The 25,124-nt window shown below is 52.8% G+C and carries 24 protein-coding genes; 16 read left to right on the top strand and 8 right to left on the bottom strand.

Annotated elements, in window-relative coordinates:
* The 11 genes from rnpM (at nucleotide 1) to dnaJ (ending at nucleotide 12,548) form a co-directional block, all read left to right on the top strand.
* Nucleotides 1-306 (top strand): RNase P modulator RnpM, encoded by a 306-nt coding sequence (rnpM, locus tag ACGG90_RS05220; RefSeq protein ID WP_390406702.1) that lies wholly within the window; start codon nucleotides 1-3, stop codon nucleotides 304-306.
* Nucleotides 303-605 (top strand): L7Ae/L30e/S12e/Gadd45 family ribosomal protein, encoded by a 303-nt coding sequence (locus tag ACGG90_RS05215; RefSeq protein ID WP_390406700.1) that lies wholly within the window; start codon nucleotides 303-305, stop codon nucleotides 603-605. Before rnpM ends, ACGG90_RS05215 begins: the two co-directional genes overlap by 4 nt.
* Before the next feature lie 21 nt (nucleotides 606-626).
* Complete coding sequence (infB, locus tag ACGG90_RS05210; RefSeq protein WP_390406698.1) at nucleotides 627-3,374, top strand: translation initiation factor IF-2; 2,748 nt, start codon at nucleotides 627-629, stop codon at nucleotides 3,372-3,374.
* Between the two features lie 282 nt (nucleotides 3,375-3,656).
* Complete coding sequence (rbfA, locus tag ACGG90_RS05205; protein ID WP_390406696.1) at nucleotides 3,657-4,004, top strand: 30S ribosome-binding factor RbfA; 348 nt, start codon at nucleotides 3,657-3,659, stop codon at nucleotides 4,002-4,004.
* 134 nt (nucleotides 4,005-4,138) lie between these two features.
* Entirely contained in the window at nucleotides 4,139-5,044 is a 906-nt protein-coding gene (gene truB, locus ACGG90_RS05200; RefSeq protein WP_390406693.1) for a tRNA pseudouridine(55) synthase TruB, read from the top strand.
* A 1-nt stretch (nucleotide 5,045) separates the two neighbouring features.
* Nucleotides 5,046-5,984, top strand: coding sequence for a riboflavin biosynthesis protein RibF (gene ribF, locus ACGG90_RS05195; RefSeq protein WP_390406690.1), 939 nt, complete (start codon nucleotides 5,046-5,048; stop codon nucleotides 5,982-5,984).
* Nucleotides 5,984-7,129 carry a radical SAM family heme chaperone HemW gene (hemW, locus tag ACGG90_RS05190; RefSeq protein WP_390406687.1) on the top strand — a complete coding sequence of 382 codons (1,146 nt, stop codon included), beginning with the start codon at nucleotides 5,984-5,986 and terminating at the stop codon, nucleotides 7,127-7,129. The genes ribF and hemW overlap by 1 nt, the downstream gene beginning before the upstream one ends.
* Nucleotides 7,130-7,372: 243 nt before the next feature.
* Nucleotides 7,373-8,419 (top strand): heat-inducible transcriptional repressor HrcA, encoded by a 1,047-nt coding sequence (gene hrcA / locus ACGG90_RS05185; protein WP_390406684.1) that lies wholly within the window; start codon nucleotides 7,373-7,375, stop codon nucleotides 8,417-8,419.
* Nucleotides 8,420-8,443: 24 nt separating this feature from the next.
* Entirely contained in the window at nucleotides 8,444-9,076 is a 633-nt protein-coding gene (grpE, locus tag ACGG90_RS05180; protein WP_390406682.1) for a nucleotide exchange factor GrpE, read from the top strand.
* Between the two features lie 343 nt (nucleotides 9,077-9,419).
* On the top strand, nucleotides 9,420-11,273 hold the full coding sequence (gene dnaK / locus ACGG90_RS05175; protein WP_390406679.1) for a molecular chaperone DnaK: 1,854 nt from the start codon (nucleotides 9,420-9,422) through the stop codon (nucleotides 11,271-11,273).
* Between the two features lie 126 nt (nucleotides 11,274-11,399).
* Nucleotides 11,400-12,548, top strand: coding sequence for a molecular chaperone DnaJ (gene dnaJ, locus ACGG90_RS05170; protein ID WP_390406677.1), 1,149 nt, complete (start codon nucleotides 11,400-11,402; stop codon nucleotides 12,546-12,548).
* 58 nt (nucleotides 12,549-12,606) lie between these two features.
* Here the strand turns inward: dnaJ and ACGG90_RS05165 are convergent, their stop codons facing one another.
* The 5 genes from ACGG90_RS05165 to ACGG90_RS05145 form a co-directional block, all read right to left on the bottom strand.
* Nucleotides 12,607-12,996, bottom strand: a complete 390-nt coding sequence (locus ACGG90_RS05165; RefSeq protein WP_390406674.1) for a GNAT family N-acetyltransferase — start codon at nucleotides 12,994-12,996, stop codon at nucleotides 12,607-12,609.
* Between the two features lie 14 nt (nucleotides 12,997-13,010).
* Nucleotides 13,011-13,586, bottom strand: a complete 576-nt coding sequence (locus ACGG90_RS05160; protein WP_390406672.1) for an anthranilate synthase component II — start codon at nucleotides 13,584-13,586, stop codon at nucleotides 13,011-13,013.
* Nucleotides 13,583-15,019, bottom strand: coding sequence for an anthranilate synthase component I family protein (locus tag ACGG90_RS05155; RefSeq protein WP_390406669.1), 1,437 nt, complete (start codon nucleotides 15,017-15,019; stop codon nucleotides 13,583-13,585). Before ACGG90_RS05155 ends, ACGG90_RS05160 begins: the two co-directional genes overlap by 4 nt.
* A gap of 491 nt (nucleotides 15,020-15,510) precedes the next feature.
* Complete coding sequence (gene lepA, locus ACGG90_RS05150; RefSeq protein WP_390406667.1) at nucleotides 15,511-17,349, bottom strand: translation elongation factor 4; 1,839 nt, start codon at nucleotides 17,347-17,349, stop codon at nucleotides 15,511-15,513.
* Nucleotides 17,350-17,468: 119 nt separating this feature from the next.
* The gene (locus tag ACGG90_RS05145) at nucleotides 17,469-17,672 is read right to left on the bottom strand and encodes a hypothetical protein (protein ID WP_390406665.1); all 204 of its coding nucleotides are present in this window, start codon (nucleotides 17,670-17,672) and stop codon (nucleotides 17,469-17,471) included.
* Nucleotides 17,673-17,792: 120 nt separating this feature from the next.
* On the opposite strand from ACGG90_RS05145, the gene ACGG90_RS05140 reads away from it, so the two are divergent.
* Nucleotides 17,793-18,755: an NAD(P)-dependent oxidoreductase gene (locus ACGG90_RS05140; RefSeq protein ID WP_390406662.1), complete on the top strand. Its 963-nt coding sequence runs from the start codon at nucleotides 17,793-17,795 to the stop codon at nucleotides 18,753-18,755.
* A 53-nt stretch (nucleotides 18,756-18,808) separates the two neighbouring features.
* Here ACGG90_RS05140 and ACGG90_RS05135 read toward each other — a convergent pair whose 3' ends face one another.
* Nucleotides 18,809-19,261 (bottom strand): ASCH domain-containing protein, encoded by a 453-nt coding sequence (locus tag ACGG90_RS05135; RefSeq protein ID WP_390406660.1) that lies wholly within the window; start codon nucleotides 19,259-19,261, stop codon nucleotides 18,809-18,811.
* Nucleotides 19,262-19,294: 33 nt separating this feature from the next.
* Nucleotides 19,295-19,627, bottom strand: a complete 333-nt coding sequence (locus ACGG90_RS05130) for a hypothetical protein (protein WP_390406657.1) — start codon at nucleotides 19,625-19,627, stop codon at nucleotides 19,295-19,297.
* A 135-nt stretch (nucleotides 19,628-19,762) separates the two neighbouring features.
* On the opposite strand from ACGG90_RS05130, the gene recJ reads away from it, so the two are divergent.
* From recJ to ACGG90_RS05110, 4 genes are all read left to right on the top strand, one after another.
* Nucleotides 19,763-22,030 carry a single-stranded-DNA-specific exonuclease RecJ gene (gene recJ / locus ACGG90_RS05125; protein WP_390406654.1) on the top strand — a complete coding sequence of 756 codons (2,268 nt, stop codon included), beginning with the start codon at nucleotides 19,763-19,765 and terminating at the stop codon, nucleotides 22,028-22,030.
* 20 nt (nucleotides 22,031-22,050) lie between these two features.
* Complete coding sequence (locus ACGG90_RS05120; protein ID WP_390406651.1) at nucleotides 22,051-22,578, top strand: adenine phosphoribosyltransferase; 528 nt, start codon at nucleotides 22,051-22,053, stop codon at nucleotides 22,576-22,578.
* Nucleotides 22,579-22,679: 101 nt separating this feature from the next.
* Entirely contained in the window at nucleotides 22,680-23,192 is a 513-nt protein-coding gene (locus ACGG90_RS05115; RefSeq protein ID WP_390406648.1) for an aminoacyl-tRNA deacylase, read from the top strand.
* A gap of 20 nt (nucleotides 23,193-23,212) precedes the next feature.
* On the top strand, nucleotides 23,213-23,524 hold the full coding sequence (locus tag ACGG90_RS05110; RefSeq protein ID WP_390406645.1) for a DUF960 domain-containing protein: 312 nt from the start codon (nucleotides 23,213-23,215) through the stop codon (nucleotides 23,522-23,524).
* Nucleotides 23,525-24,476: 952 nt separating this feature from the next.
* On the opposite strand, the gene ACGG90_RS05105 is transcribed toward ACGG90_RS05110, so the two are convergent.
* A complete protein-coding gene (locus ACGG90_RS05105; protein WP_390406642.1) occupies nucleotides 24,477-24,884 on the bottom strand; it encodes a hypothetical protein in 408 nt (135 codons plus the stop codon).
* Nucleotides 24,885-25,124 lie beyond the last annotated feature (240 nt).

The raw sequence follows: 25,124 nt of genomic DNA, 5'->3' as shown, positions 1-25,124 counted from the left end.
ATGGCTAAAGTTCGCAAGATCCCGATGCGCAAAGATCTGTTATCGGGCGAGATGTTTCCCAAGAAAGAAATGGTGCGTGTCGTGCGTAATGCCGACAACACCGTGGCCATCGATCCAACCGGCAAAGCAGCCGGCCGCGGCGCTTATGTGGCCTTAGTACCTGAAGCCATTAAGCAAGCCAAGACGAAGAAAGTCATTGATAAGGCTTTTGACGTCACTGTCGATCCTGCATTCTACGACGAATTGTTCGCTTATGTGGATCACAAGAAGGCCCGCTTGGAATTATTCGGGGACCAGAAGAAATGACGCCGAAACAACGTGCCGCTAACCTGTTAGGGTTGGCCCGCCGCGCCGGCAAGCTGACGATGGGTGAAGATTTCGTGATCGGGGCCATCCGTGATGGTTCCGCTCACTTGGTCATTGTTGCCAGTGACGCCAGCGCTCGTTCAATTAAACAATTTACTGATAAAAGTAGCTTTTATGAAGTGCCGATCGTGACGGCCTTGGATAAACTCACCATTGCCGAAGCGATCGGCGTGCCAAGAACGGCCATTGCCGTGGTCGATCAAGGGTTTGCCAAGTCATTGATAAAGCTGCTCACCTAATCCATAAGGGAGCGTGAAGAAATGGGCAAAAAACGTGTTTATGAATTTGCCAAAGAAATGAATGTTCAATCCAAAACGGTGATTGATACCGCTAAGAAGATGGGCATTGATTATAAGAACCACATGTCGACGATGGAAGACGATCAAATCGCCAAGTTGTCTGCTGCAGTGAAACCTGCACCTGCTGCTGCCAAGCCGGCTGCTAAGCCAGAAGCGGCTAAGCCAGCTGAAAAGCCAGCCGATGCTGCCAAACCAGAAACCGCAAAAGCGGCGCCTGGTCCGCATCATGCAACGACTAAGACCAAAGATGGGAAGACCTTGATCGCCAAGTCTGCCATCCGGCGGCCACATTCTGCCCCAGGCACTCAAAACCAACGCCAAGGCGGCAACCGCAACAACAATAACAACAACGGGCGCAACGAACGCACTCGCGATAACAACCGTGGCGGCCAAGCACCGCGCAACAACCGCAACGAACGGCGTGATAACCGTCAAGCCAAGCCAGTTTCCGGCCCAATGCCGCGTGCTGGACGGGCCACTGCGGCTAACTCACAACCGCGGCCAGTTGCCGGCAACGATGAGAAGTTCATTCAACAACTCAAGCAGCAACAAGCAGCCAAAGAAGCTAAGCGCCAAGCGCAACAAGAAGCAGCACGCAAAGCGGCGCAACCAAAGCCGCAAGCCCAACCAGCCAAGCCTGCTACCCAACAACGCCCAGCCACGCAAAGCAGTCCGCAACAACAGCGCCCGGCTGCGCAAGCTAAGCCGCAACAACCAGCTGCTCAAGCAACGCCAGCACGTCCGGCGCGCAATCACTTCGAATCTGCGCCGCAACAAAGCGACAACCGCGGCGGCAATCGCGGCCGTAACAACTACGGCAACAACCGTGGCGGGAATAACTATGGCAACAACAACTCCCGCTCCAGCTTCCGCCGCAACAAGAAGAACAAGCGTCGTCAACAGCAATCGGCACCTAAGAAGCCGATGCCGCAGCGTAAAGATCGGCCATTACCAGAGACTTTGGTTTACACAGTCGGCATGAACGCGCAAGATCTGGGCAAGTTGTTGCACCGTGAACCAGCCGAGATCATCAAGAAGTTGTTCATGTTAGGCGTGATGGTCAACCAGAACCAAAGCTTGGATAAAGACGCAATCGAATTGATCGCCACTGATTATGGCATCGATGCCCAAGAGAAGGTCGAAGAAGATATCACCGACTTGGACAAGGTCTTTGAAGAAGAAACGACCAGCACAGATAACTTGGTTGCTCGGCCACCAGTTGTCACCATCATGGGGCACGTTGACCATGGTAAGACGACGCTGTTGGATAAACTCCGGCATACCCATGTTACCGAAGGCGAAGCCGGTGGGATCACGCAGCACATCGGGGCTTATCAAACCCGCTTGAATGATCGCGTGATCACATTCTTGGATACGCCAGGGCATGCGGCCTTCACCAACATGCGGGCCCGCGGCGCTGATATCACTGATATCATCGTCTTAGTCGTTGCCGCTGATGACGGCGTGATGCCACAGACGATCGAAGCGATTAACCACGCCCGCGCGGCTAAAGCCCCGATCATCGTGGCGGTCAACAAGATCGATAAGCCAGGTGCCAACCCACAGCATGTCATGGAACAGCTCGCTGAATACGAACTGATCCCTGAAAGCTGGGGCGGCGATACCATTTTCGTTGAGATCTCCGCGAAGTTCGGCAAGAACATCGATGAACTCTTGGAAATGATCTTGCTTGAAGCCGACGTCTTGGAACTCAAAGCCAACCCTGATCAAAAGGCGGTTGGTACTGTAATCGAATCTCGTTTGGACAAAGGCCGCGGCCCAGTGTCCACTGTCTTGGTTCAACAAGGGACGTTGCATATCGGTGATCCTGTGGTTGTCGGCAACACCTATGGGCGCATCCGGACCATGACCAACGATCGTGGTCGTCGGGTCAAGGAAGCCAAGCCTTCCATGCCAGTTGAAATCACCGGCTTGAACGATGTGCCGCAATCCGCCGATCGCTTCGTTGTCTTTGACGACGAAAAGACCGCCCGGGCTGCTGGTGAAGAACGGGCTAAGCGGGCTTTGGACAAGGAACGTCAACAAACTGCTCACGTTACCTTGGACAACTTGTTTGAAACGATGAAGGAAGGTCAACTCAAAGAAGTTGACGTCATCATCAAAGCCGATGTTCAAGGCTCTGTTGAAGCCATCGCCGGTTCCTTGAAGAAGATCGATGTTGAAGGCGTTCGCGTCAACATCATTCATCAAGCCGTTGGTGCGATCAACGAATCTGATGTGACCTTGGCTAGTGCCTCTAATGCCATCATCATTGGCTTCAACGTGCGTCCAACGCCTCAAGCCAAGAGCCAAGCCGACATGGACGATGTCGACATCCGCTTGCATTCTGTCATTTACAAGGCCATCGATGAAGTTGAGTCTGCGATGAAGGGGATGCTGGATCCGACTTACGAAGAGAAGGTTACCGGCCAGATCACGGTTCGCGAAACCATCTCTGTTTCCAAAGTTGGCACGGTCATTGGCGGTTATGTGGATAGCGGCTACATTCGTCGCGATTCCAAGGTCCGCTTGATCCGTGACGGCATCGTGATCCATGAAGGCGAACTTGGTTCCTTGCGTCGTTTCAAAGACGATGTCAAGGAAGTCAAGACCGGCTTTGAATTTGGGATGACGATCGCAGGTTACAATGACGTTAAGCCAGACGACCAAATCGAAGCATACAGCATGGAAGAAGTTCCGGTTAAGTAACCCAAAGCGCAGTGACGCGCACTTAGCGGCGGATATAAGGCGGGATGACATTTGGGCGCACTTTGTCCAAGTGGCGTCACGACTTATATCCCGCCGCGTTGCGTCACGGAGCTTGACGATAACCAAAGCGGAGCGAGGCGCACCTAGTGGGTCGGGTAGCCTAGCCGTTGTGCTTGGGGCGCACTTTGTCCCGAGTACGACGGCGTAGCTAACCGCAGCCACGTTGCCTCGTGCAGCTGGACGAAACTAACCATTCAGTATTCTCGAACAAGGAGAAAGCCTATGAAACATCGCATCGGACGGGTAGAAACCCAGATCCAACGTGAAATCGATGACATCTTGTTGAAGGATGTCAACGATCCGCGGGTGCAAGGCGTGACGATCACTGGGATCAATTTAACCGGCGACCTTCAAGAAGCCACAGTTTACTTCAGCATTCTTTCAGACGATGAGTCAAAGATCGCAGAAGCACAAACCGGCTTGGACAAGGCGACTGGTTTGATCCGGCGTGAAGTCGGCCAACGCATCAAGCTGTATAAGACGCCAGAGATTCATTTCGAACAGGATAAGTCCGTGCAATACGGCGCCCATATCGATCAATTGCTGGCTGAAATGAAACGCGAACAGTAAACTCAAGTTTAAGCGCTTGGGAATCACGACAATTGTCGCGATCCCCAAGCGCTTTTTTTGACGGAGTCAGGTGCGTGCACAAGTGGCGCCAGACAGGTATAATGAAGTGTTGCGAACTGAAAGGATTGAAGCACATGGATGGCATTTTGCCTGTATATAAACCGACTGGGATGACCAGCCACGATGTGATTGCCCAATTGCGGCGATTGTTGCACATGAAGAAAATCGGCCATTCTGGCACGTTGGACCCCAATGTGGATGGCGTGTTGCCGATCGCGTTAGGCGCAGCGACGAAAGCCGTGCCGGAATTAATGGCAGCAGGTAAGACTTACACTGGTGAAGTGTTGTTGGGCTTTAGTACCGAAACCGAAGACCTCGATGGGGCAGTCGTTGAAGAGACACCGCTGAGCCAGCCGTTCACCAATGCGCAAATCGACGCCCAATTGGCTGTTTTTACCGGCGAGATCACGCAGATCCCGCCGATGTATTCAGCGGTGAAAGTCAATGGCCGCAAGTTATACGAATATGCCCGGGCCGGGCAAGCGGTTGAGCGCCCGATTCGCCAAGCGACTGTTTATGCCTTCACCCGCACCAGCGAGCCGATTTATGACGCCCAGCTTGGCCAACAGCGCTTCAAATTCGAAGTGCGCGTGTCTAAAGGCACCTATATTCGTACGCTGGCAGTCGATGTCGGCAAGGCCTTGGGAGTGGCGGCGGTGATGAGTCAATTGACCCGTATTGCCAGCGGCGGCTTCACCTTGGATCAAACGTTGGATCTGCGGCCGTTAGATGATCAAACGGCCCCGGCGGCGGTGCGCGTCCATTTGCGGCCCATCGAATACGCTTATGGGACACTGCCGTTGGTGGCATTGGATGCGGAACAATACGACCGGATTCAACATGGCCGTTTCTTGAAGTTGAATCAATCGGCCCAACAGCTGGGCTTGACCTATGATGGTTTATTGAAAGCCGTGTATCGCAAAGATGATGAGCTGTATCGGCCTGATGTGATGTATCTTAGTAATGAAGGAAGTCGTTGAAATGCAAGTGATCGATATTCATCCCCCGTTAACTGCCACTCCAAAAGCGCCTGTCGTCTTGGCGCTTGGTTTTTTTGATGGGGTGCACCGCGGGCATCAAGCGGTGATCAACCGCGCGCGCCAAATTGCCGATACCAAGCACCTGCCGCTTGCGGTGATGACTTTTGATATTCATCCGGCAGTGATCTACCAAGGTGTACCTGCAGATTCAGTCCATTACCTGTCGCCGCGGCTGCGTAAAGTGGCGCTGATGGCGGATCTAGGCGTGGACACGCTGTATTTCGTCCACTTCACGCCGGAATTTGCGGCGCTGGCACCGCAAGCGTTCGTTGATCAGTATCTCGTCGGCTTACACGCCGACACAGTCGTTGCTGGCTTCGACTATACTTATGGCGTCAAGGCGGTCGCCAACATGACGACTTTGCCGCAGTATGCCAAAGGCCGCTTTGACATCGTCACCGTTGAAGAACACATGGAAAAAGCAGAGAAGATCTCGTCAACGCGGATCAAACACGCCTTAGATGAAGGCGACGTTGATTGTGCCAACCGCTTATTAGGCTATCATTATCAAACCACTGGCATCGTCGTACATGGCGAAGCACGCGGGCGGACGTTGGGTTTTCCCACCGCCAATATTCAAACGCCGAATAACCAGCGCTTGCCAGGCATTGGCATCTACACGGTGAAGATGCGCGTTGGCGCGCGCTGGCTGCCGGGAATGGCGTCAGTGGGCCGCAATGTGACTTTTGGCGCCGGTCGGGCGGTGACCTTGGAAATCAACTTGTTTGATTTCGATGAAGACATTTATGGCGAACACGTTACTGTGCAATGGGAGCATTATTTGCGCGGTGAAATCAAGTTTGCCGATGCTGCCGGGTTGATCGATCAGTTGAACCAAGATCGTCAGCACAGCTTGGCGTGGCTTGCGGAGGCGCATTAATGGCAGGAGCGTATATTCATATTCCATTCTGCGAACATATTTGTTATTACTGTGATTTCAACAAGGTGTTTATCGAAGGCCAACCCGTTGACGATTACGTTGACATGTTGCTGCTTGAAATGCAGAAAGTCATGGCAGAACACCCTGAAGAAAAGATCGAAACCGTGTATGTCGGCGGCGGCACCCCGACGACGCTGACGCCGGCGCAACTGGATAAGCTGTGCGTCGGGATCCGCGAGTATTTGCATTTTGATCAAGGGGAGTTCACCTTCGAAGCCAATCCCAATGACTTGCAAGACACCGCCAAGCTCCAGGTACTGCATGATAACGGCGTCAATCGCTTGTCCATCGGCGTGCAAAGCTTCGATGATGAGATCTTGAAGCGCATCGGGCGCATCCACCGGGTCAAAGATGTTTATCAAGCCATTGCCAATGCCCGCAAAGTGGGTTTTGATAACTTATCCATCGACTTGATCTTCCGCTTGCCAGGCCAAAGCCGCGACAATTTCTTAAAGAGCCTGCATGAAGCACTGGCTTTGGACCTGCCGCATTATTCAACGTATTCACTGATCTTGGAGCGCAAAACGATTTTCTACAACTTGATGCGCAAAGGCAAGCTCACCTTGCCCAGCCAAGACGTGGAAGCTGATATGTACCAAGATGCCATTGATTTGATGCACGCCAACGGCCGCGAGCAATACGAAATCGCTAATTTTGCCAAGCCGGGTTTTGAATGCCAACATAACTTGTTATATTGGCAGAATGCCCATTACTTCGGTTTCGGCGCCGGGGCGTTCGGCTATATTGGTCGTGATCGCTACCACAATTTCGGCCCGATCCAGCAATATCTCGCGCCGCTGCATGAAGATAAGCTGCCGGTGATCGAACATCACTTGGTGCCGCTTGAAGAGCAAATCGAAGAAGAAATGTTTCTTGGACTGCGCACCAGAATGGGTGTCAGCCGCCAGCGCTTTGCCCAGCGCTATCATCTCAAGCTCGAAGATGTTTATGGTGAATTGGTGCCGAACTTGGTGGCTCAAGGCCTGATGCAAGACCTTGGCGACCGTATTAGGTTGACCAACAAAGGAATGTTTTTAGGCAATGAGGTGTTCCAGCAGTTCTTGTTGGATGATCCATTGGTGTAAACCATAAGCTGTCGCACTGGGCGACGGCTTATTTTGGCAAAGGCTTATCAGACTTAAGGCGGTTGCGGCGCGGCGCATGATTGGCGATACTGAAACAAGGCATGACGTGGTGTTGATGGCGATAACACTGGGATTTTTTCGCAATTTAGCACTCTGGGGGTTGACTATGCTAACGGTGGTTGCTAGTATAGTAATTGTGAGTTAGCACTCAATCAGTGTTAGTGCTAAGAAGAGGGTGGCAATATGTTAACGAAACGCCAGCTGCTCGTCTTAAAAGAGATCATCCGGAGCTTCACGGAAACCGGCCAACCAGTCGGGTCTAAGACTTTGATGGCAGAATTGCCGATCCATGTCAGCTCGGCAACGATCCGTAACGACATGGCGGCACTTGAAGAAGCAGGCTTGATTACCAAGACCCATAGCAGTTCCGGACGCGTGCCTTCAACTAAAGGCTACCGCTACTATTTGGACAACTTGGTCGAACCGGCGCAAGCAGCACCGGCGGAAATCGCCGCGATCCAACAAGGCTTCGGCGGACATTTCTACAAGATCGATGAGATCGTTGAGCAATCAGCGCGGATTTTGTCGAATCTGACCAATTACACGGCGATCACCTTAGGCCCGGAAGTCGCGAATCTGCGCTTAACCGGCTTTCGGATGGTGCCGTTGGGCAACCATCAAGTGATGGCGATCTTGGTCACTAACAATGGCAATGTGGTCAACCAGTTGTTCACCTTGCCAGGAGAAATCGATACTGACGAAGTCGAAAAGGCGATCCGCATCGTCAACGATCAACTTGTCGGCTTGCCATTGAGTCAAGTCGCTCAGAAGCTGCAAAGCGACGTGCCGGCCTTGTTGTTCAAATACATGGCCAGCCCCGATGGCTTCTTGGATGTGTTCGGCAGCGTCTTGAAACAAGCCGCTGCTGAGCGCTTCTATGTCGGTGGCCGCTTGAACTTAATGGATTATCTGGATGATTCTGATGTGCGCCGCGTCAAGCAGATCTTCTCCTTGATCGATGACGACACAGGAGATATCAATCAATTGATTGGTCCGGTCAAGCCTAGCAACACCGTCCATGTGCGCTTGGGCCACGAGTTGACGCCGGAGGTACTAGACGACTTGAGCTTGATCACCGCCAGTTACTCGGTTGGCGACCACGGCACCGGCATGATCGCCTTGCTGGGCCCAACGCAAATGCCGTATTCCAAAATGATCGGCTTATTGGACGCCTTTCGTGAAGAACTGGCCAAGCGGCTGACCGATTATTATTCACACTTTGATGGGTGACCATACTGAATGAAGGAGGCCGCTATGGCTGAAGATAAGAAAGCACCGGAAACCAAAGCAGAATCGAAAGACCAAACAACCAAAGAAACGCCTGAGCAAGCAAAACCAGCAGCCGCAGACGCTAAGCAAGCCGATAAGCAGGCTCAGCCGTCGTTGAAAGACGAAATCGCCGCTGAAATGGCGCAAGATCTCGACGAACAAGTTGATAACGCCGACGTTGATGTGGCGAAGCTGCAACAAGAGCGCGACGATTTCGAAGACAAGTACTTGCGCGCCGCTGCTGAAATCAGCAACATGAACAACCGCTTCAAGAAAGAGCGTGCGACCTTGTTGCAATATGATGGTCAAAAGCTCGCCACTGCTGTGTTGCCTGTGTTAGACAACTTGGAGCGGGCCTTAGCCAGCGCCAAAGATGATGATGATCCGTTGAAGAAAGGCGTCGAAATGGTTTATAGCCATTTAGAGTCAGCCTTAACCGAGAATCACGTTGAAGCCGTACCGGCCGAAGGCAAGTTTGACCCAACCATGCATCAAGCCGTGCAAACAGTGCCGGCAGACGACGATCATCCTAAAGACACCATCGTGCAAGTCTTGCAAAAAGGCTACAAGATGAAAGAACGGGTGTTGCGGCCAGCAATGGTCGTGGTAGCACAGTAAGCCGCCGCGTCGAGCCGCTTCGCTTTGGTATCGTCGAGCTGCGTGGCGCAACGCGGGTGCAGCTAGCTACGTCAGCGTACTCGAGGCAAGAAGCGCCTCAAGCACGCTGACTAGGCTACCTGACCCGCTAAAAGCGCGCCGCTTCGCTCTGGTATCGTCGAGCTGCGCAAAGCACGCGATTGTGTGTAAGTTGGCTCAAGCTTATGGCAAAACCGGCCATCAGCTTAAGCCAGCTTACACACATCGCTAAATTCGCTTTGCTCCGCTCTGGTTCACTTGCCGGCGCCTGGCAGGCTATGGCAATTAAAATTAGTTAATCAAAAATTTAGAAGAAGGTATGACAATGAGTAAAGTTATTGGGATCGACTTAGGGACCACCAACTCCGCTGTTGCGGTGCTTGAAGGTGGCGAACCGAAAATCATCACCAACCCAGAAGGCAACCGTACCACGCCTTCCGTCGTTGCGTTCAAAGACGGCGAGATCCAAGTCGGGGAAGTCGCAAAGCGTCAAGCGATCACCAACCCAGACACCATCGTTTCCATCAAGCGGCACATGGGTGAAGCAGGCTACACGGTAAAAGTTGGCGATAAGAACTACACGCCACAAGAAATTTCCGCGCAGATCCTGCAATACATCAAGGGCTTTGCTCAAGATTACCTTGGTGAAGATGTGACTGATGCGGTCATCACCGTGCCGGCTTACTTCAACGATTCTCAGCGTCAAGCAACTAAAGATGCTGGTAAGATCGCCGGCTTGAACGTTTCTCGGATCGTTAACGAACCAACTGCTTCTGCCTTGGCTTATGGCTTGGACAAAGGCGACGCCGACGAGAAAGTCCTTGTTTATGATTTAGGCGGTGGGACTTTTGATGTTTCCATCTTACAGCTTGGCGATGGCGTCTTTGAAGTTTTGTCCACTAACGGTGATACACACTTGGGTGGTGACGATTTCGACGACAAGATCATCAACTGGTTAGTCGACGAATTCAAAGCTGAAAACGGCATCGACTTGTCCAAAGACAAGATGGCCATGCAACGCCTCAAGGACGCGGCTGAAAAGGCTAAGAAGGATCTGTCCGGTGTTTCGTCCACTCAGATCTCCTTGCCATTCATCTCCGCTGGCGCCAACGGTCCGCTGCATCTGGAACGGACTTTGACTAAGGCCAAGTTTGACCAAATGACTGAAGACTTGGTTGAACGCACCAAGGTCCCAGTTGACAATGCCTTGAAAGATGCTGGCTTGACTGCTGCTGATTTGGATAAGGTCATCTTAAACGGTGGTTCGACTCGGATCCCAGCTGTCCAAGAAGCCGTTAAGAGCTGGACTGGCAAAGAACCTGATCACTCCATCAACCCTGATGAAGCCGTTGCCCTTGGTGCTGCTATCCAAGGCGGGGTCATTTCCGGTGATGTTAAAGATGTTGTCTTGCTTGATGTAACGCCATTGTCCTTAGGTATTGAAACCATGGGCGGCGTGTTCACCAAGTTGATCGATCGCAACACCACGATCCCAACTTCCAAGTCCCAAGTCTTCTCCACTGCCGCTGACAACCAGCCAGCCGTTGATATCCATGTCTTGCAAGGTGAACGGCCAATGGCTGCTGACAACAAGACGTTGGGTCGCTTCCAACTCACTGACATCCCAGCTGCCCCTCGTGGCGTGCCGCAAATCGAAGTTAAGTTCGACATCGATAAGAACGGTATCGTGCAAGTTTCCGCTAAGGATATGGGCACTGGCAAGTCTCAAGACATCACGATCAAGAGTTCCAGCGGTTTGTCCGATGAAGAAATCGATCGCATGATGAAAGAAGCCAAGGAAAACGAAGAAGCCGACAAGAAGCGCAAGGAAGAAGTCGATTTGAAGAACGATGTCGACCAACTCTTGTTCCAAACTGACAAGACCTTGAAGGACTTGAAGGGCAAAGTTTCCGATGACGAAATCAAGAAGGCTGAAGATGCCAAGGAAGCCTTGAAGAAGGCTCAACAAGATAACAACATCGAAGACATGAAGGCCAAGCGTGATGACCTCAACAAGATCGTGCAAGACTTGACGGTCAAGTTGTATGAACAAGCGCAAAAGGACCAGCAAGCCAAAGGTGCTGCCGGCGCGCAAGACGGCGCTGACAAGGCTGACAAGAAGAGCGGCGACGATGACACCATCGACGGCGAATACTCTGACGTCAACGACAAGAAGTAGTCGTCTGTTCCAAGAGCCAAAGCCAGCTGGCTTTGGCTCTTTTATTGATTAAACAACTGGTTTGGCAGGATGGCGATATTGTGGTATCCTGTATTGGCTTTTGGAAGCAGACTTTAGGAGGCAGTAATGGCAGAGCAGAAAGATTACTATGACACGCTTGGGGTGAGTCGGGATGCCGATGATGCCACCATCAAGAAGGCCTTTCGGCGACTTTCAAAGAAATATCACCCAGATTTGAATCATGAACCTGGGGCAGAAGAGAAATTCAAAGAGATCAACGAGGCGTACCAAGTTTTGTCTGACCCGCAGAAACGCGCGGCGTTTGACCAATACGGTTCCGCAGACGGCCCGCAGCCTGGCCAAGGCTTCGGTGGCGGTCAAGGCTTTGGCGGCTTCTCCAGCCAAGGTTTCGGCGGGACTGGTTTTGATGACATTTTCAGTCAATTCTTCGGCGGTGGGCAGCAACAACGTGCCAACTCACCGCGCCAAGGTGCGGACCTGCAATATCGCATGGACCTTAAGTTCGAAGAGGCGATTTTTGGTAAGGACACCAAGATCTCTTATGATCGCGAAGCCGTGTGTCATACCTGCGGCGGCTCCGGCGCCAAACCTGGTACCAGCCCAGTGACCTGCCACAAGTGTCATGGTTCCGGCTATATTCAAGTGCAGCGCAACACCCCGCTTGGCGCCATGATGAGCCAAGAAGTATGTGACGTCTGCCATGGTACTGGTAAGGAAATCAAAGACAAGTGTGAAGATTGCCACGGCACTGGCCACAAGCAAGAACGCCACACCATCGATGTCAAGGTTCCAGCCGGGGTCGAAGACGGCCAACAAATGCGTTTGCGCGAAGCCGGTGAAGCCGGTACTAACGGCGGCCCTTATGGGGACTTGTATATTGTCTTTCGGGTAGCCGCCAGCGATAAGTTCGAACGCGATGGCGCGACGATTTATTTGAAGATCCCAATCAGCTTTGCCCAAGCGGCATTAGGTGATGCGATCAAAGTCGACACCGTGCATGGGCCAGTTGAGTTGAAGATCCCAGCCGGCACCCAGACGCAGTCCAAGTTCCGCTTGCGGGGCAAAGGCGCACCGCGTCTGCAAGGTTCCGGCATGGGCGATCAAATCGTCACCGTGACGGTGCAAACGCCAAAGAACCTCAACAGCAAGCAAAAAGATGCGTTGATGGCCTTTGCCGCAGCCAGCGGCGAAGACGTCACGCCGCATGAAGGGCGCTTGTTCGACCGCATCAAGAAAGCCTTTGAAGATAAATAGCGTCTACAAAAAACGCGCCTGTGCATCGCTCAGGCGCGTTTTTTTGGTGCTGAGAAAGTTAACGCTGCGCTGGTTTGAAATACCCACGCGGATCTGGTTCATAGCCGAGATGTTGATAATAGTCTTGCGCCACTTCAGAAGCCAGCAAGACATAATTGAGCTTTGGTCCCAAGGTGGCTTCCAAATCAGCCACCAGCGCGCGGCCAATCCCTTGGTGTTGGAAATCAGCGCTGACCGCCAGTTCGGCAATGTAGACGACATCAGTGTAATCTGTCAACGCACGCAACACGCCGACGATTTGATCATCAGCAAAGGCGAGCCGAAACTCACTGCCACCGGCGATCATGCCGGCTAAATGGGCCGAGTCAGTTGGTCGATGCAAACCAGATGCGCTAATGACTTCGCGCAATTGCGCAGTCGTGGGACGCTGATTGATAATTGTCGTCATGGGGTTACCTCCGTTCATGCGCAAAGCGCTAAGAAATTCTTTAGCAGCTGGCGCCCGACTGCCGGATCAGTCATGATCGACTCAGGATGAAATTGAACGCCAAACACGCGCTGGGCATCGTCTTCAATGGCCATGATACTGCCATCATCTGCCACTGCTGTCAACGTCAAGCCTGCAGGGGCCTGATCAACCACGAGTGAGTGATACCGGGCGCCAGTGAATTCATGCGGGCAGTCGGCAAACAAGGCGCCGTGATTCTGGGTGATGATTTTAGACGGCTTGCCATGCATCAAAGACTTGGCGGCCACGACTTGGGCGCCATAGGCTTGGCCGATGGCTTGCTCACCTAAGCACACCCCGAGGATTGGCACTTGCCCGCGCAAGGCTTGGATCATCGCCGGCATGTTGCCGGCATTTTCTGGGCGGCCAGGGCCAGGGGAGAAGACGACACCGGTTGGGTGCTTGGCCACTAATTCCTCAGCGGTGAGATCATCGTTATGCACCACGGTGATCGGCTGCTTGGTTAGTGTGCCCATCAGTTGGTACAGGTTATAAGTAAAACTATCATAATTGTCAATGAGATAGATCATAGCCGCGCCTCCAATGCATCTTTCACACCTGAGATCTTGTTGTTAAATTCTTTGTATTCCAAGCGCGGATCAGAATCGGCAACGATTCCAGCGCCTGATTGCAATAACAGCGTGTCTTGCTTGCGGAAGCACAAGCGAATGCCAATAGCAAAATCCAAATCGCCATTGTAATCAAAATAACCCAATGCCCCACCATACAAGCCGCGCTTGGCCGGTTCCAGTTCGTCGATGATACTCATGGCGCTTTGCTTGGGGGCACCTGACAAGGTCCCAGCCGGCAGCAGCGAATCGATAATGGCCATGGCTGTGGCATCATGGCGCACGGTACTTTCCACCACCGAGCCTAAATGCATCACATTGGCAAACTTCAACAACGCTCTAGTGCGGGTGACGGCGACGCTGCCGAATTCACTCACCGCGCCTAAATCGTTGCGCCCTAAGTCGATCAACATGTTGTGTTCAGCCAACTCCTTCTCAGAATGTTGCAATTCGTAAGCAAAGGCGTCGTCTTCTTCTGGCGTGCGGCCGCGCCGGCGGGTGCCGGCCAGCGGGTAAGTGAACAAGCGGGTGCCTTGCTTTCTGATCAAGGTCTCAGGTGATGCGCCTAGCGCTTCATAATCGCCGTCTTGGAAGTAGAACTGATAAGGCGTCGGGTTGGCAGCAAACAAGCTGGCGGCTTGACTGCGCAGGCTGCCGGAGATCTTGGCGGATTGTTGGTTGGCCATGATCAATTGGAAAATGTCGCCAGCGACAATGTGTTCCTGGGCTTGGCGCACCCGTGCTTCGAAGGTGTCTTCATCATAGGTCATTTCAAGCTTTGAACTAAACGCAAACGGGGCAGGGCGATAAGTGGCGGCGCCGTTGGTGATTTGATCGCGCAAGGCGGCAAGCTTTTCCTGCACGGCGTCAAATTCAGCTTGATCAAGGCCGGCGGTGGGCACGATGTGGCTGATGGTGACGCGCTGTTTGGCGCGTTCATAAGCGATCACCGTCGGAACCACAAAAAGATCAGCATCATCTAATGCATAAGGATCTTCGGCAGTCAGATGCAGATGCTGTTTGGCGTATTGGGCGTATTCGTAGGCGAAATATCCGGCCACGCCACCGGTAAACACCGGCAAGCCAGCCAAGCGCGGGGTGTGCTGCGCCGCTAACAAGCCATCGACCACCGGCCCCAGGGGGGTAGTTTGCGTCGTGGTTTTGCCGGCTTGGCTAATCGTCAACACGCCTTTGCGATAAGTGTAAGTGGCGGTGGTTTCAGCGGCGATCAGTGTGGTGCCTTCGTCTGCTGAGCGCAGCAGCACCGCTTTACGCTCGGTGCCATCAAGCCGATTCAACACGGCCAGGCTGTCAAAGTCAGGTTGGCGGTATTGGATCACGATCGGAACTGCGGGATAATCAGCCAAATATGGTTTCAAAGTTTCAAATTTCATAGGGATGCTCCTTATTAGACTTAAGGGACTAGCAGCACCCGATTTGCCATCGTTTCATGATGTTTTCCTCCAAACAAAAAGTCCGCCCTAAACAAAAGTCAAGGACGGACAATTCCGCGGTGCCACCTGGATTCGCGCAAACAATCTTTGCGCGCACTTGAAGGGTCTAACAACCCTTTGAGAACTGACGTGTCTCGATACGTCACCCCATACTCGACAAGCTTTCCTGGGTGCCCTCGGTGGTCCATTTGATCGTGTGCCACGGCCGCATTCTCAACAACAGCGACTCTCTGTGCGCGCGGCACGACCCATTCTCCACCTCGACGGTTTATGAGCGAACGATTAAGTTAAGATGATTGTACCGCGTGAATTTGAGAATGCAAGCCTAATTTTTAGGCGACAACAAAGCCGCCTTGCAAGCACAAGGCGGCTGATGTTGGCAAATCGTTGGCAAAACCATGCTTTTGCTTCAGCGAGCTGCTCAAGAATGCTTATTTACCGCGAGTATCTTCGTCGTTCATCTTCAGAATGCTCATGAAGGCTTCTTGTGGCACCTCCACAGAACCAACGGCCTTCATCCGCTTCTTGCCGGCTTTTTGTTTCTCCAGTAATTTGCGCTTACGGGTGATGTCGCCGCCGTAGCACTTGGCCAAGACGTTCTTGCGGTAGGCTTTGACTGTGGAGCGGGCGATAACTTTGTTGCCAATGGCTGCTTGAATCGGCACTTCGAATTGCTGGCGCGGGATGGTTTGCTTCAAGCTGGCCACGATTGCCTTGCCGCGTTCGAAGGCGAAGTCTTTGTGGACGATGGTGGACAAGGCATCCACGGCATCCCCGTTAAGCAAGATATCCATTTTGACCAAATCAGAAGGGCGGTAGCCGGTGATTTCATAATCCAAGCTGGCATAACCTTTAGTCGAGGATTTCAAGTCATCAAAGAAATCGTAGATGATTTCCGACAAAGGCAGGTTGTAGATCACGTTGACGCGGTATTTGTCCAAGTAATCCATCGTCACGAACTCACCACGCTTGCGTTGGGCGATTTCCATCACTGGGCCAACATAATCGTTTGGCACCATGATGCTGGCTTTGACGTAAGGTTCGCGGATCTCTTTGATTTCACTGGCTTCTGGCAACTCGGACGGATTGTCGATGGTGATGGAAGTGCCATCGGTTTTGTCGACTTGATAATCCACACTCGGGGCGGTCATGATCAAGTCCAAATCAAACTCGCGCTCCAAGCGCTCTTGGACGACATCCATGTGCAACAAGCCTAGAAAGCCCACACGGAAGCCGAAGCCCAATGCTTGTGAGGTTTCAGGTTCAAATTCCAATGACGCATCGTTAAGCTGCAATTTCTCCAAGGCGTCGCGCAAGTCGGTGAACTTGGCGTTGTCGACAGGGAAGACCCCGGAATACACCATCGGCGTGATTTGACGGAAGCCTTCCAAGGCCTTCTGCGCCGGGTTGTTGGCTAAGGTGACCGTATCGCCAACGCGGGTGTCTTGGATGGTTTTGATGCTGGCGGTGATGTAGCCCACATCGCCGACCATCAAGAAGTCGCGCTTGACGGCTTTAGGCGACATTACGCCAACTTCGGTGACTTCAAACTGTTTGCCATTGGACATCAATTGGATCATGTCACCGACTTTGACGATGCCTTCTTTGACCCGCACCGCTAAGACCACCCCGCGATAAGAATCATAGACTGAATCAAAGATCAGCGCTTCTAGCGGCGCATCCAAGTCGCCGCTTGGGGCAGGGATGTCTGATACGATGCGCTCTAAGACTTCTGGCACGCCTAAGCCGGTTTTAGCTGAGGTCAATACGGCATCTGAGGCGTCTAAGCCGATCATCTCTTCGATTTCTTCTTTGACCACGTCTGGTTGGGCGCTGGGCAAGTCGACTTTGTTGATGATAGGCACGATTTCCAAATCGTCGTCTAAGGCCAAATACACATTGGCTAGCGTTTGTGCTTCAACGCCTTGCGCCGCATCGACTAACAACAAGGCGCCTTCACACGCTGCCAAAGAGCGCGACACTTCATAAGAGAAGTCCACGTGTCCCGGTGTATCGATCAAGTGAAAAATGTACGTCTCACCATCTTTAGCCTTGTAGTGCAATTCCACGGCGTTGAGCTTGATGGTGATGCCGCGCTCGCGTTCCAGCGCCATGTCGTCTAAGACTTGCGCCTGCATGTCGCGCTTGGCGATGGTGTCCGTCAGCTCCAAGATTCGATCCGCCAAGGTCGACTTGCCGTGGTCGATATGCGCGACGATCGAGAAGTTGCGGATGTGTTGCTGGCGGTTTAATAATGCCTGTTTATCCATAGTGTGCCTACGCTTTCGTTAAGTTCCTGCAGACTATTATACCAAGTCAACGCCTTTTTCCAAAATGGTTTCATGCCGATTCAAAAAAGCACCCAGCCAAGTCAAGCTGGGTGCGGATCTTATGCGGCCAAGCCTGGCACTGCCAAGGTCAAAGCCACTTGTTCTGTAATGGTTAAAGGTCGCTTTAAAAGCCGCGGCAAGTCGTCTAACAGCTTGTCGGCTTCCAGCATGCCAGCATTGTCGCGCGTCTTTAAGCACACCATCCCGCGGGGGGCATGGCGCTTAGAAATCGTCCAACCGTCGATTGTTATAGGCAGTTTCACATACATCACCTCAGTCCCATTATACAAACAAATGTTCGAAAATGCAAATCTAGTCCGTGATGTTACACCGACCATCGATTGATGCGGTACAATGAAGGCAAACCAATTGGAGGTCTGCTTATGTCTAAACCAGCAATTGTCATCATTCGTGCCATCAAGCCCGAACACGTTGCACGCTTACAAGCGATCGCGCCAGGTTATGACTTCTTCACCCAATGGGACGAGCCATTGCCGCAAAGTCGTTATGCCGATGTCGAAGTGATCTTAGGCGGGGATGGCCCATTGACCAAAGCCATCATGGCCACGCCTAACAATCACTTAGGCTTTGTGCAGGCGCATTCGGCAGGGGTGGACTATTTGGATCTGCCGGCGTTGGCCAAAGCGCATGTGCTGGTGGCCAACACCAGCGGTATTCACACCAACGCTTTAACAGAATATGTGATCGGGGCGATTTTGCAGCGCACCCGCGCATTTGCCGAAACGGCAGCCAATCAGCAACAAGCACTGTGGCAACATGATATCGATTATGCTGGCGTGGCTGGGCGCAACATGGTGATTGTTGGCGCAGGGCGCATCGGCACCAAGATCGCCCAGGTGGCTAAGGCGTTGGACATGCATGTCACCGGGGTTTCGCGCAGCGGGCGGACGCTGCCGTTCTTTGATGCCAATGTAGCTGATGAAGCGGCGCCAAGCGTGCTGGCTGAAGCCGATTTCGTGGTGGATCTCTTGCCGCTGACGCCAGAATCCAAGCACTTCTTTGATGCGGCGCGCTTTGCGCAGTTGAAGCGCGGCGTGATGTTCATCAATGTTGGCCGCGGCGGGACTGTTGATACCGCGGCGTTGATCGACGCCATCACCAGCGGCCAAATCGGGCATGCTGTGTTGGATGTGTTTGAAGAAGAACCGCTGCCGCAAGATTCACCGCTGTGGCACTTGCCAAACACGGTGGTCACACCGCATGTGGCCGGACAGGTGGCGCATTTCAAGTCTGTGGTCACCGAGATTTACGCCGCAAACTTGCAATCATATCTCAAAGATCACAAACTCGTCAGCCACGCCTTAGACTTGTCTCGGGGCTACTGATTTGGCCCAACAAACAAAGCGGCCCGCCATATCGTCATGGCGGGTCGCTTTGTTTAATCGATTGGATAAATCACGCGAAATTGTTCAAGCACCAGCATCGCGGTGGCTGGATCAAACGTTAAGCCAGCTTGTGCATAAGCTTTGGTGAATACCGCGGCTTGCGTTTGCTGCCAAGCATCAAGGCTTGCAGCCCCGGCTTGTTGGGCTTGGGCCTCATTAACGCTGGCATAAGGGACGATGAACACGTCTTCGGTGTAGGTCAGCGCCACTGGTTGGCCTTGGCCATCCAGCAGCACATTGACATCGCGCGCTTCAGGCAGCGGCGCATGGGCGGATAGGTACAGTTCAAAGCCAGAGGTCTGCAAGGTTTGTTGATGCGCTAACACCAGCTGGGCGTGCACGTCTTGGGCTTGGGGCGTATCGCCGATCGCTTGGGCGCGCGCGTAGGTCAGATCCGGGGCCAGCACTAAAGCTTGGCGGGCTTGTTCAAAGAATTCGTCGATCACGTGATTCCTCCAAAATCATGCACAATGGCTAAATTAGAATGTTTCTTGGTCGGCAGCGGATAATTGTGGCTTAACTTCTTGCCAGCCCATGGCTTTGCCGAGGTCAGTTTCGGCATCTTCACGGCTTGGTACCTTGTCAAAGTTCCAGACGATGTTGGAAATCTTGCCGCCAACATAATCGAATGGCTCGGTATAAATATAGCCGTGCTCGTTTTTCTTCTCGCGCCGCTGGGTGAGCTTCTCGCTTAAATCACGAGCATACTCCATGTCAGACAATTCCGGCACGTCCTTTTCAGTGACGAAACCATTCTTGTTCAAGGCCTCGTCAGCAGTTGCAACAGCGGTAGGTTCTGCAGTTTTTTCCATATCATATCTCTCCATTCATGGCAGTCACTGATTGGAGTTGGGCTGTGGTTATTTATGTTACACCTTATTATACCACGCGACGCTTGAGTGGGGTTCTGCTATAATGGTACGGTATCGATTTGAGGGGGGCCCAACTTGGCACATTATGATTGGACAATGATTGCACAGCCAGATGCAAAGCAGGTGGCAGACTTAGCTGAAAAGCTTGCGGTGCCGCCGTTTTTGGCGCGGTTATTGCAACAACGCGGCATTGTGGATCCAGACGCTTGGGCACGTTTCATTAACCCGAGTGTCACTGGCTTGCACGATCCGTTCTTATTGCATGATATGGATAAAGCCGTCGCCCGCATTCAACAGGCGATCGCCAACAATGAGAAAATCACCATTTATGGCGACTATGATGTGGACGGCTTAACTGCCAGTTCGATCATGAAAGAAGCCTTAGAAGCAGTCGGCGCTGAACCGGAAGTGTTTATTCCCGATCGCTTTGCCGATGGGTACGGGCCAAATCCTGCTGTGTACAAATATTTACAATCTAATGGCACAAAGCTGGTGGTCACTGTTGATAATGGTGTCGCAGGTAAAGCAGTGATCGATGATGCCATGGCTGCCGGCATGGATGTGGTGGTCACCGATCATCATGAACTGCCTGATGAATTGCCTGAGGCGGTGGCGGTGGTGCATCCGCGCCATCCTGACGGTGATTATCCTTTCGGCGACTTGTCTGGTGCCGGCGTCGCATTCAAAGTGGCGACGGCTTTGTTGGATGAACCGCCGATGGACAGCATCGATTTGGCGGCGTTAGGGACGATTTGTGACTTGGTGAGCCTCACCGATGAGAATCGCATCATCGTGCAATTAGGCTTGCAGCAGATCCGCTCCGGGGCGCGAGTGGGTTTGACGGCATTGTTGGACGCCGCGTCGATCGATCCGACGACAGTGGATGAACAAACCGTGGGCTTTGGCATCGGGCCGCGCTTGAATGCGCTAGGCCGGCTGGGGGATGCCAATCCTGGCGTGACTTTGCTGACGACATTTGACGATGAAGAAGCGGCGCGCTTGGCAGCAAATGTGAACGCGCGCAACACCGAGCGGCAAGGCTTGGTCAAGAAGATCACCAAAGAAGCCATGGCCATTGCCCAACAACCTAATAATCTTGCGGCCAAAACGCTGGTGATCGCCAATTCCGGTTGGCATGAAGGGGTGCTGGGTATTGTTGCCAGCCATATCGTAGAAGCCACCGGCAAACCGACTTTGGTGTTAAATATTGCCAAAGATGGTCAAAGTGCCAAAGGGTCTGGCCGTTCGGTGCCGGATTATCACTTGTTTAAGAGCCTGCAGCCGGTGCGCGATGAGATGACGCATTTTGGCGGGCATGCGATGGCGGTGGGGTTGACGGTGCCCACAGCCAACATTCCTAAGCTGCATGCCGCTATGGAACAGCTGGCGCAAACCGTGTTGGCTGATGTGGGCAAACCGCAATTGGCGATCACCGCACGCTTGGATCCAGCAGACTTGACTTTGGCCAATTATCAAGTGCTGCGGCAGTTGGCGCCTTTTGGCCAAGGCAATCCGGAGCCGGTATTCTCATTGCGGCCCAAGCGCGTTGAAGGAATTCGGCAAATCGGCCAAGGCAAAGATCATCTGAAGTTCTCGGCTGATGGCGTGGATGTGATCGCATTTGGGCTGGGCGATCAAGCCGATGCTTTGCAAGCGGCGCAACAAGTGAAGCTGGCGGTGACTTTGGATCAGAACACCTGGCAGAATCGCACCAGCTTGCAGCTGCGCTTAAACGACATGACGATTTCTGCACCGAATGTGATCGATATGCGCTTGCCGCAGCCTTCTGCGGAGCAATTCCGCGGTGCCTACACGTATGTTTTCTTCAGTGCCAAAACCATGGCCAAGCTCACGCGGCGCTTCCAATTTGGCGGGCCGACGGTGCTGGCCAAAGACCTTGGCCAAGACACGCCTAATGCGGTGTTAGTTGACTTGCCGCAATCGCATGCGCAACTGCAAGCGGCCATGGCACATGTGCAGCTGCCGGTGCGGGTAGTGTTTGCGGCGGACCCAGCTGAAATAGTGGCGATTCCGCAGCGTGAAGAATTCGGCCGGGTACTGGTGTATTTGCGCAAGGCGGGGCCTTATGATAAGCACCACTTGCCGGCTTTGGCTGCGGCGGTACATGTGACAGTTGTACAAGCAATCTTTGCTGTACAGGTGTTTTTCGAATTGGGATTTGTTACAATAGATGGTGCGTTGATTCACGTCAGCGAGCATCCCGTTAAAGCGGCGCTAGATTCTGCGACCGCATATCAGCAGCGTGACGCATTCCTCAAGCTGGCCAAGCATCTGCTTCATGATGATCGTGCCAGTTTGGAGGCGTTACTCACGCAGCCTTAATCCAGAATGTGAGGACCCAAATGACAATCAATTTCAAAGACTATATCGCAAGTGTGCCTGATTTCCCAGAGCCTGGGATCGTGTTTCGTGACATTTCACCATTGATGGCTGATGGGCAAGCATACGCCGCCGCTACTGACGAAATCGTTGAATACGCCAAAGACAAAGGCGTTGAGATGATCGTGGGCCCTGAAGCGCGCGGCTTCATCGTCGGCTGTCCAGTGGCTTATAAGCTGGGCGTAGGTTTTGCCCCGGCGCGCAAGAAGGGCAAACTGCCGCGCGAAACAGTTAGCGCCAGCTACGACTTGGAATATGGTCAAGCCACGCTTTACTTACACAAAGATGCCATCAAACCTGGCCAGCGCGTGCTGGTGTGCGACGACTTGTTGGCCACTGGCGGCACCATTGCGGCGACGATCGAGTTGGTCGAGAAACTCGGCGGCATCGTCGTTGGTACCGCGTTCTTAGTGGAACTGTCCGACTTACACGGTCGCGACAAGATCGGTGACCACGACATCTTTACCTTGATGCAATACCAAGGCGCTTAACAAGCCTGCAGCCTGCCAGTCGGTGGGCTGTTTTCATTTTTGGCGTGAATATCGCGCTTACCTTTAGTATGTGGTACAATATTTATGAAGGAGTTTATGGCATGGCAAAGCACAAGAAAGACGATAAGACCTTAGTCGAGAAGATGCTCGACAAACAAAATATTGCATACAAGCCGTATACCTTCCCGCTGGTGGACGATGGGGATGTCAAGCAGGTGCAAGTGGATCACGCCGATATTGACGAACACCGCATCTACAAGACTTTGGCGTTGATCGGGAACAAAACCGGTCCGTTAGTTGGCGTGGTGCCGCTTGATCGCCATATCGACTATAAGTTGCTGGCCAAAGCGTCAGGCAACAAGAAAGTCGGCATGATCCCGTTGAAGGATCTGGAGCACACCACCGGCTACATTCACGGCGCCAACACACCCATCGGGATCCATGCACGACACAATTATCCCATTTATATCGGCAGCGAAGCATTGACGGAGAAGGAGATCATTGTATCAGCCGGCAAGCTCGGCCGTTCGGTGGGTCTTGATCCCAAGGCCTTGGCCAAAAGCGTCCGTGCCAAGTTCGCGGATATTACCGCATTAACACCACAAGACGAATGACATGATAGGGGGAATGCCACATGTTTACTGCAAATCATAGCCGCTTCGCCACTTACGGCGTCATCGCTCATTTACCTGGACCGATCATCGATAGTTTGTGGCTGATTATTGACCAGAACCTCCAAGGCGTCGTGCCGCTGGGTAATTTGTTGCGCTTTGATCTGTTGAACAACGGCGGCAAGCTCACCGTTGCCTTCTCAGAAAAAGGCAGCGAAACGACCATGGCTGTCGACTTGCCATTCGATTACCAAAGCGCCTTCCCAGACACTGTGATGGCTTATGATGACGGCGACAACCAAACGATCTTGTTACCAGAAGAAGGGCACAACTAGAACCCAGAGCGGAGCAGCCCGCACTTAGCGGTGGATATAAGGCGGGATGACATTTGGGCGAACTTTGCCCAAGTGGCGTCACGACTTATATCACGCCGCGTTGGGCTGCGCAGCTCGACGAAGACCCCAGAGCGGAGCAAAGCGCATTTAGCGGGTCAATTAGCCTAGCCCTCGTGCTTGCGGCGTATTTTGCCGCGAGTGCGGGGGCGTAGCTAATTGCACCCGCGTTGCTTTGTGCAGCTCGACGAAAAACCCCAGAGCGGAGCAGCCCGCACTTAGCGGTGGATATAAGGCGGGATGACATTTGGGCGTTCTTTGCCCAAGTGGCGTCACGACTTATATCAGGCCGCGTTGGGCTGCGCAGCTCGACGAAAAACCCCAGAGCGGAGCAAAGCGGGTCTAGCGGTGGATATAAGATGGGATGACGCAAAGGCGGTTTGTGCCTTGGCGGCGTCACAGCTTATATCACGCCGCGTTGCTTTGTGCAGCTCGACGAAGCCCGCAGCGAAAAAAGAGTGGATTCACGTCTTGGACAGGCTCCGGCCAGCCATTGCTTCGGCGCGCGGGGAAAGCAACGGCGCAGGCTGTGCGGCCGGCTCCAACCACGCTGAAAAGCGCGTGTTTTCCGCCTAACTTTTGAGCTTTGCACTCGCCTGCGGCTCGCCTTGCAAATCTCAAAAGTTGCCGCGATCAGCCCAGTAAGCCAAGCCCAAACCGCAAGGCTTACTGGGCTGATCGTTTCACGGCCTGACCGTTGTTTTCCCCGCGCGCCTACGCAATGGCTGGCCTCCGATATTCGATTGAGGCTAGTGAACGGCCTTGCACACAAATCGCGGTTTTTCGGGTTCAGCCGAATTAGTAACAAATCGGCACCACGTTAAATGACAAGCTTAGCCAAATAAAGCGCCCACCAATCATCATGATTAGTGGGCGCTTCGTTTATATGTCGAAATCACATCGCTTGGCTTAAGTCTGCGCAGGCGGTGTCGAGTTGGGCGCGCGCTTGGGCTTGTTGATGTTGGCCGCGGGCGAAGAGCTTGTGGTTGATGCCTTGGTCGTCGATGGCCATCAGCATGGTGGAAACCCCTTGTTGCATCTGGGCTAACGCGTTCAAGAAGGCGTGGTGGAATTCGTGCAGTCCTGGCGCAACCGGTATGGCCTGACATTCTGTGACGAAATGGTTGAAGCGCAACACGTTGCGGCTGTAATAGTCGCGCAACTGGGCAAAGTTCTCGCTGGCAAGACAATTACCGATTTCTATTTTATGACAAGTTTCTGCATATTCTTTGAAAACGGTTTCATAAACAAGGAAACGTTCGAGCAGTTGATTGACTTCGTGGACATAGTCGCTGGTTTTCATACAGTAGCCTCCATTCGCCTCATGAGTTAACTAACTTACCCAATTATCTTAGCATGTGTCAAACTTATTATCAATATAAAACGCTACCTATAATTAAATAACACCTGTTATTTGTAAGCACCTAATAACAGACCGCCTATCCCTCTCAATTGCCAAGCGGTATCATGACCTCATCATAAGAATGGTGAGGTATTTATATGGACGAAGATCAACCCGAGATTGTTCGTATCAAGTTGGACG

Origin of the sequence: Lacticaseibacillus jixiensis (assembly GCF_042847315.1) — a bacterium.
Classification (GTDB): domain Bacteria; phylum Bacillota; class Bacilli; order Lactobacillales; family Lactobacillaceae; genus Lacticaseibacillus; species Lacticaseibacillus jixiensis.
The sequence above is the reverse complement of the archived record's forward strand: the minus strand, read 5'-3'. Positions and strand labels throughout refer to the sequence as shown.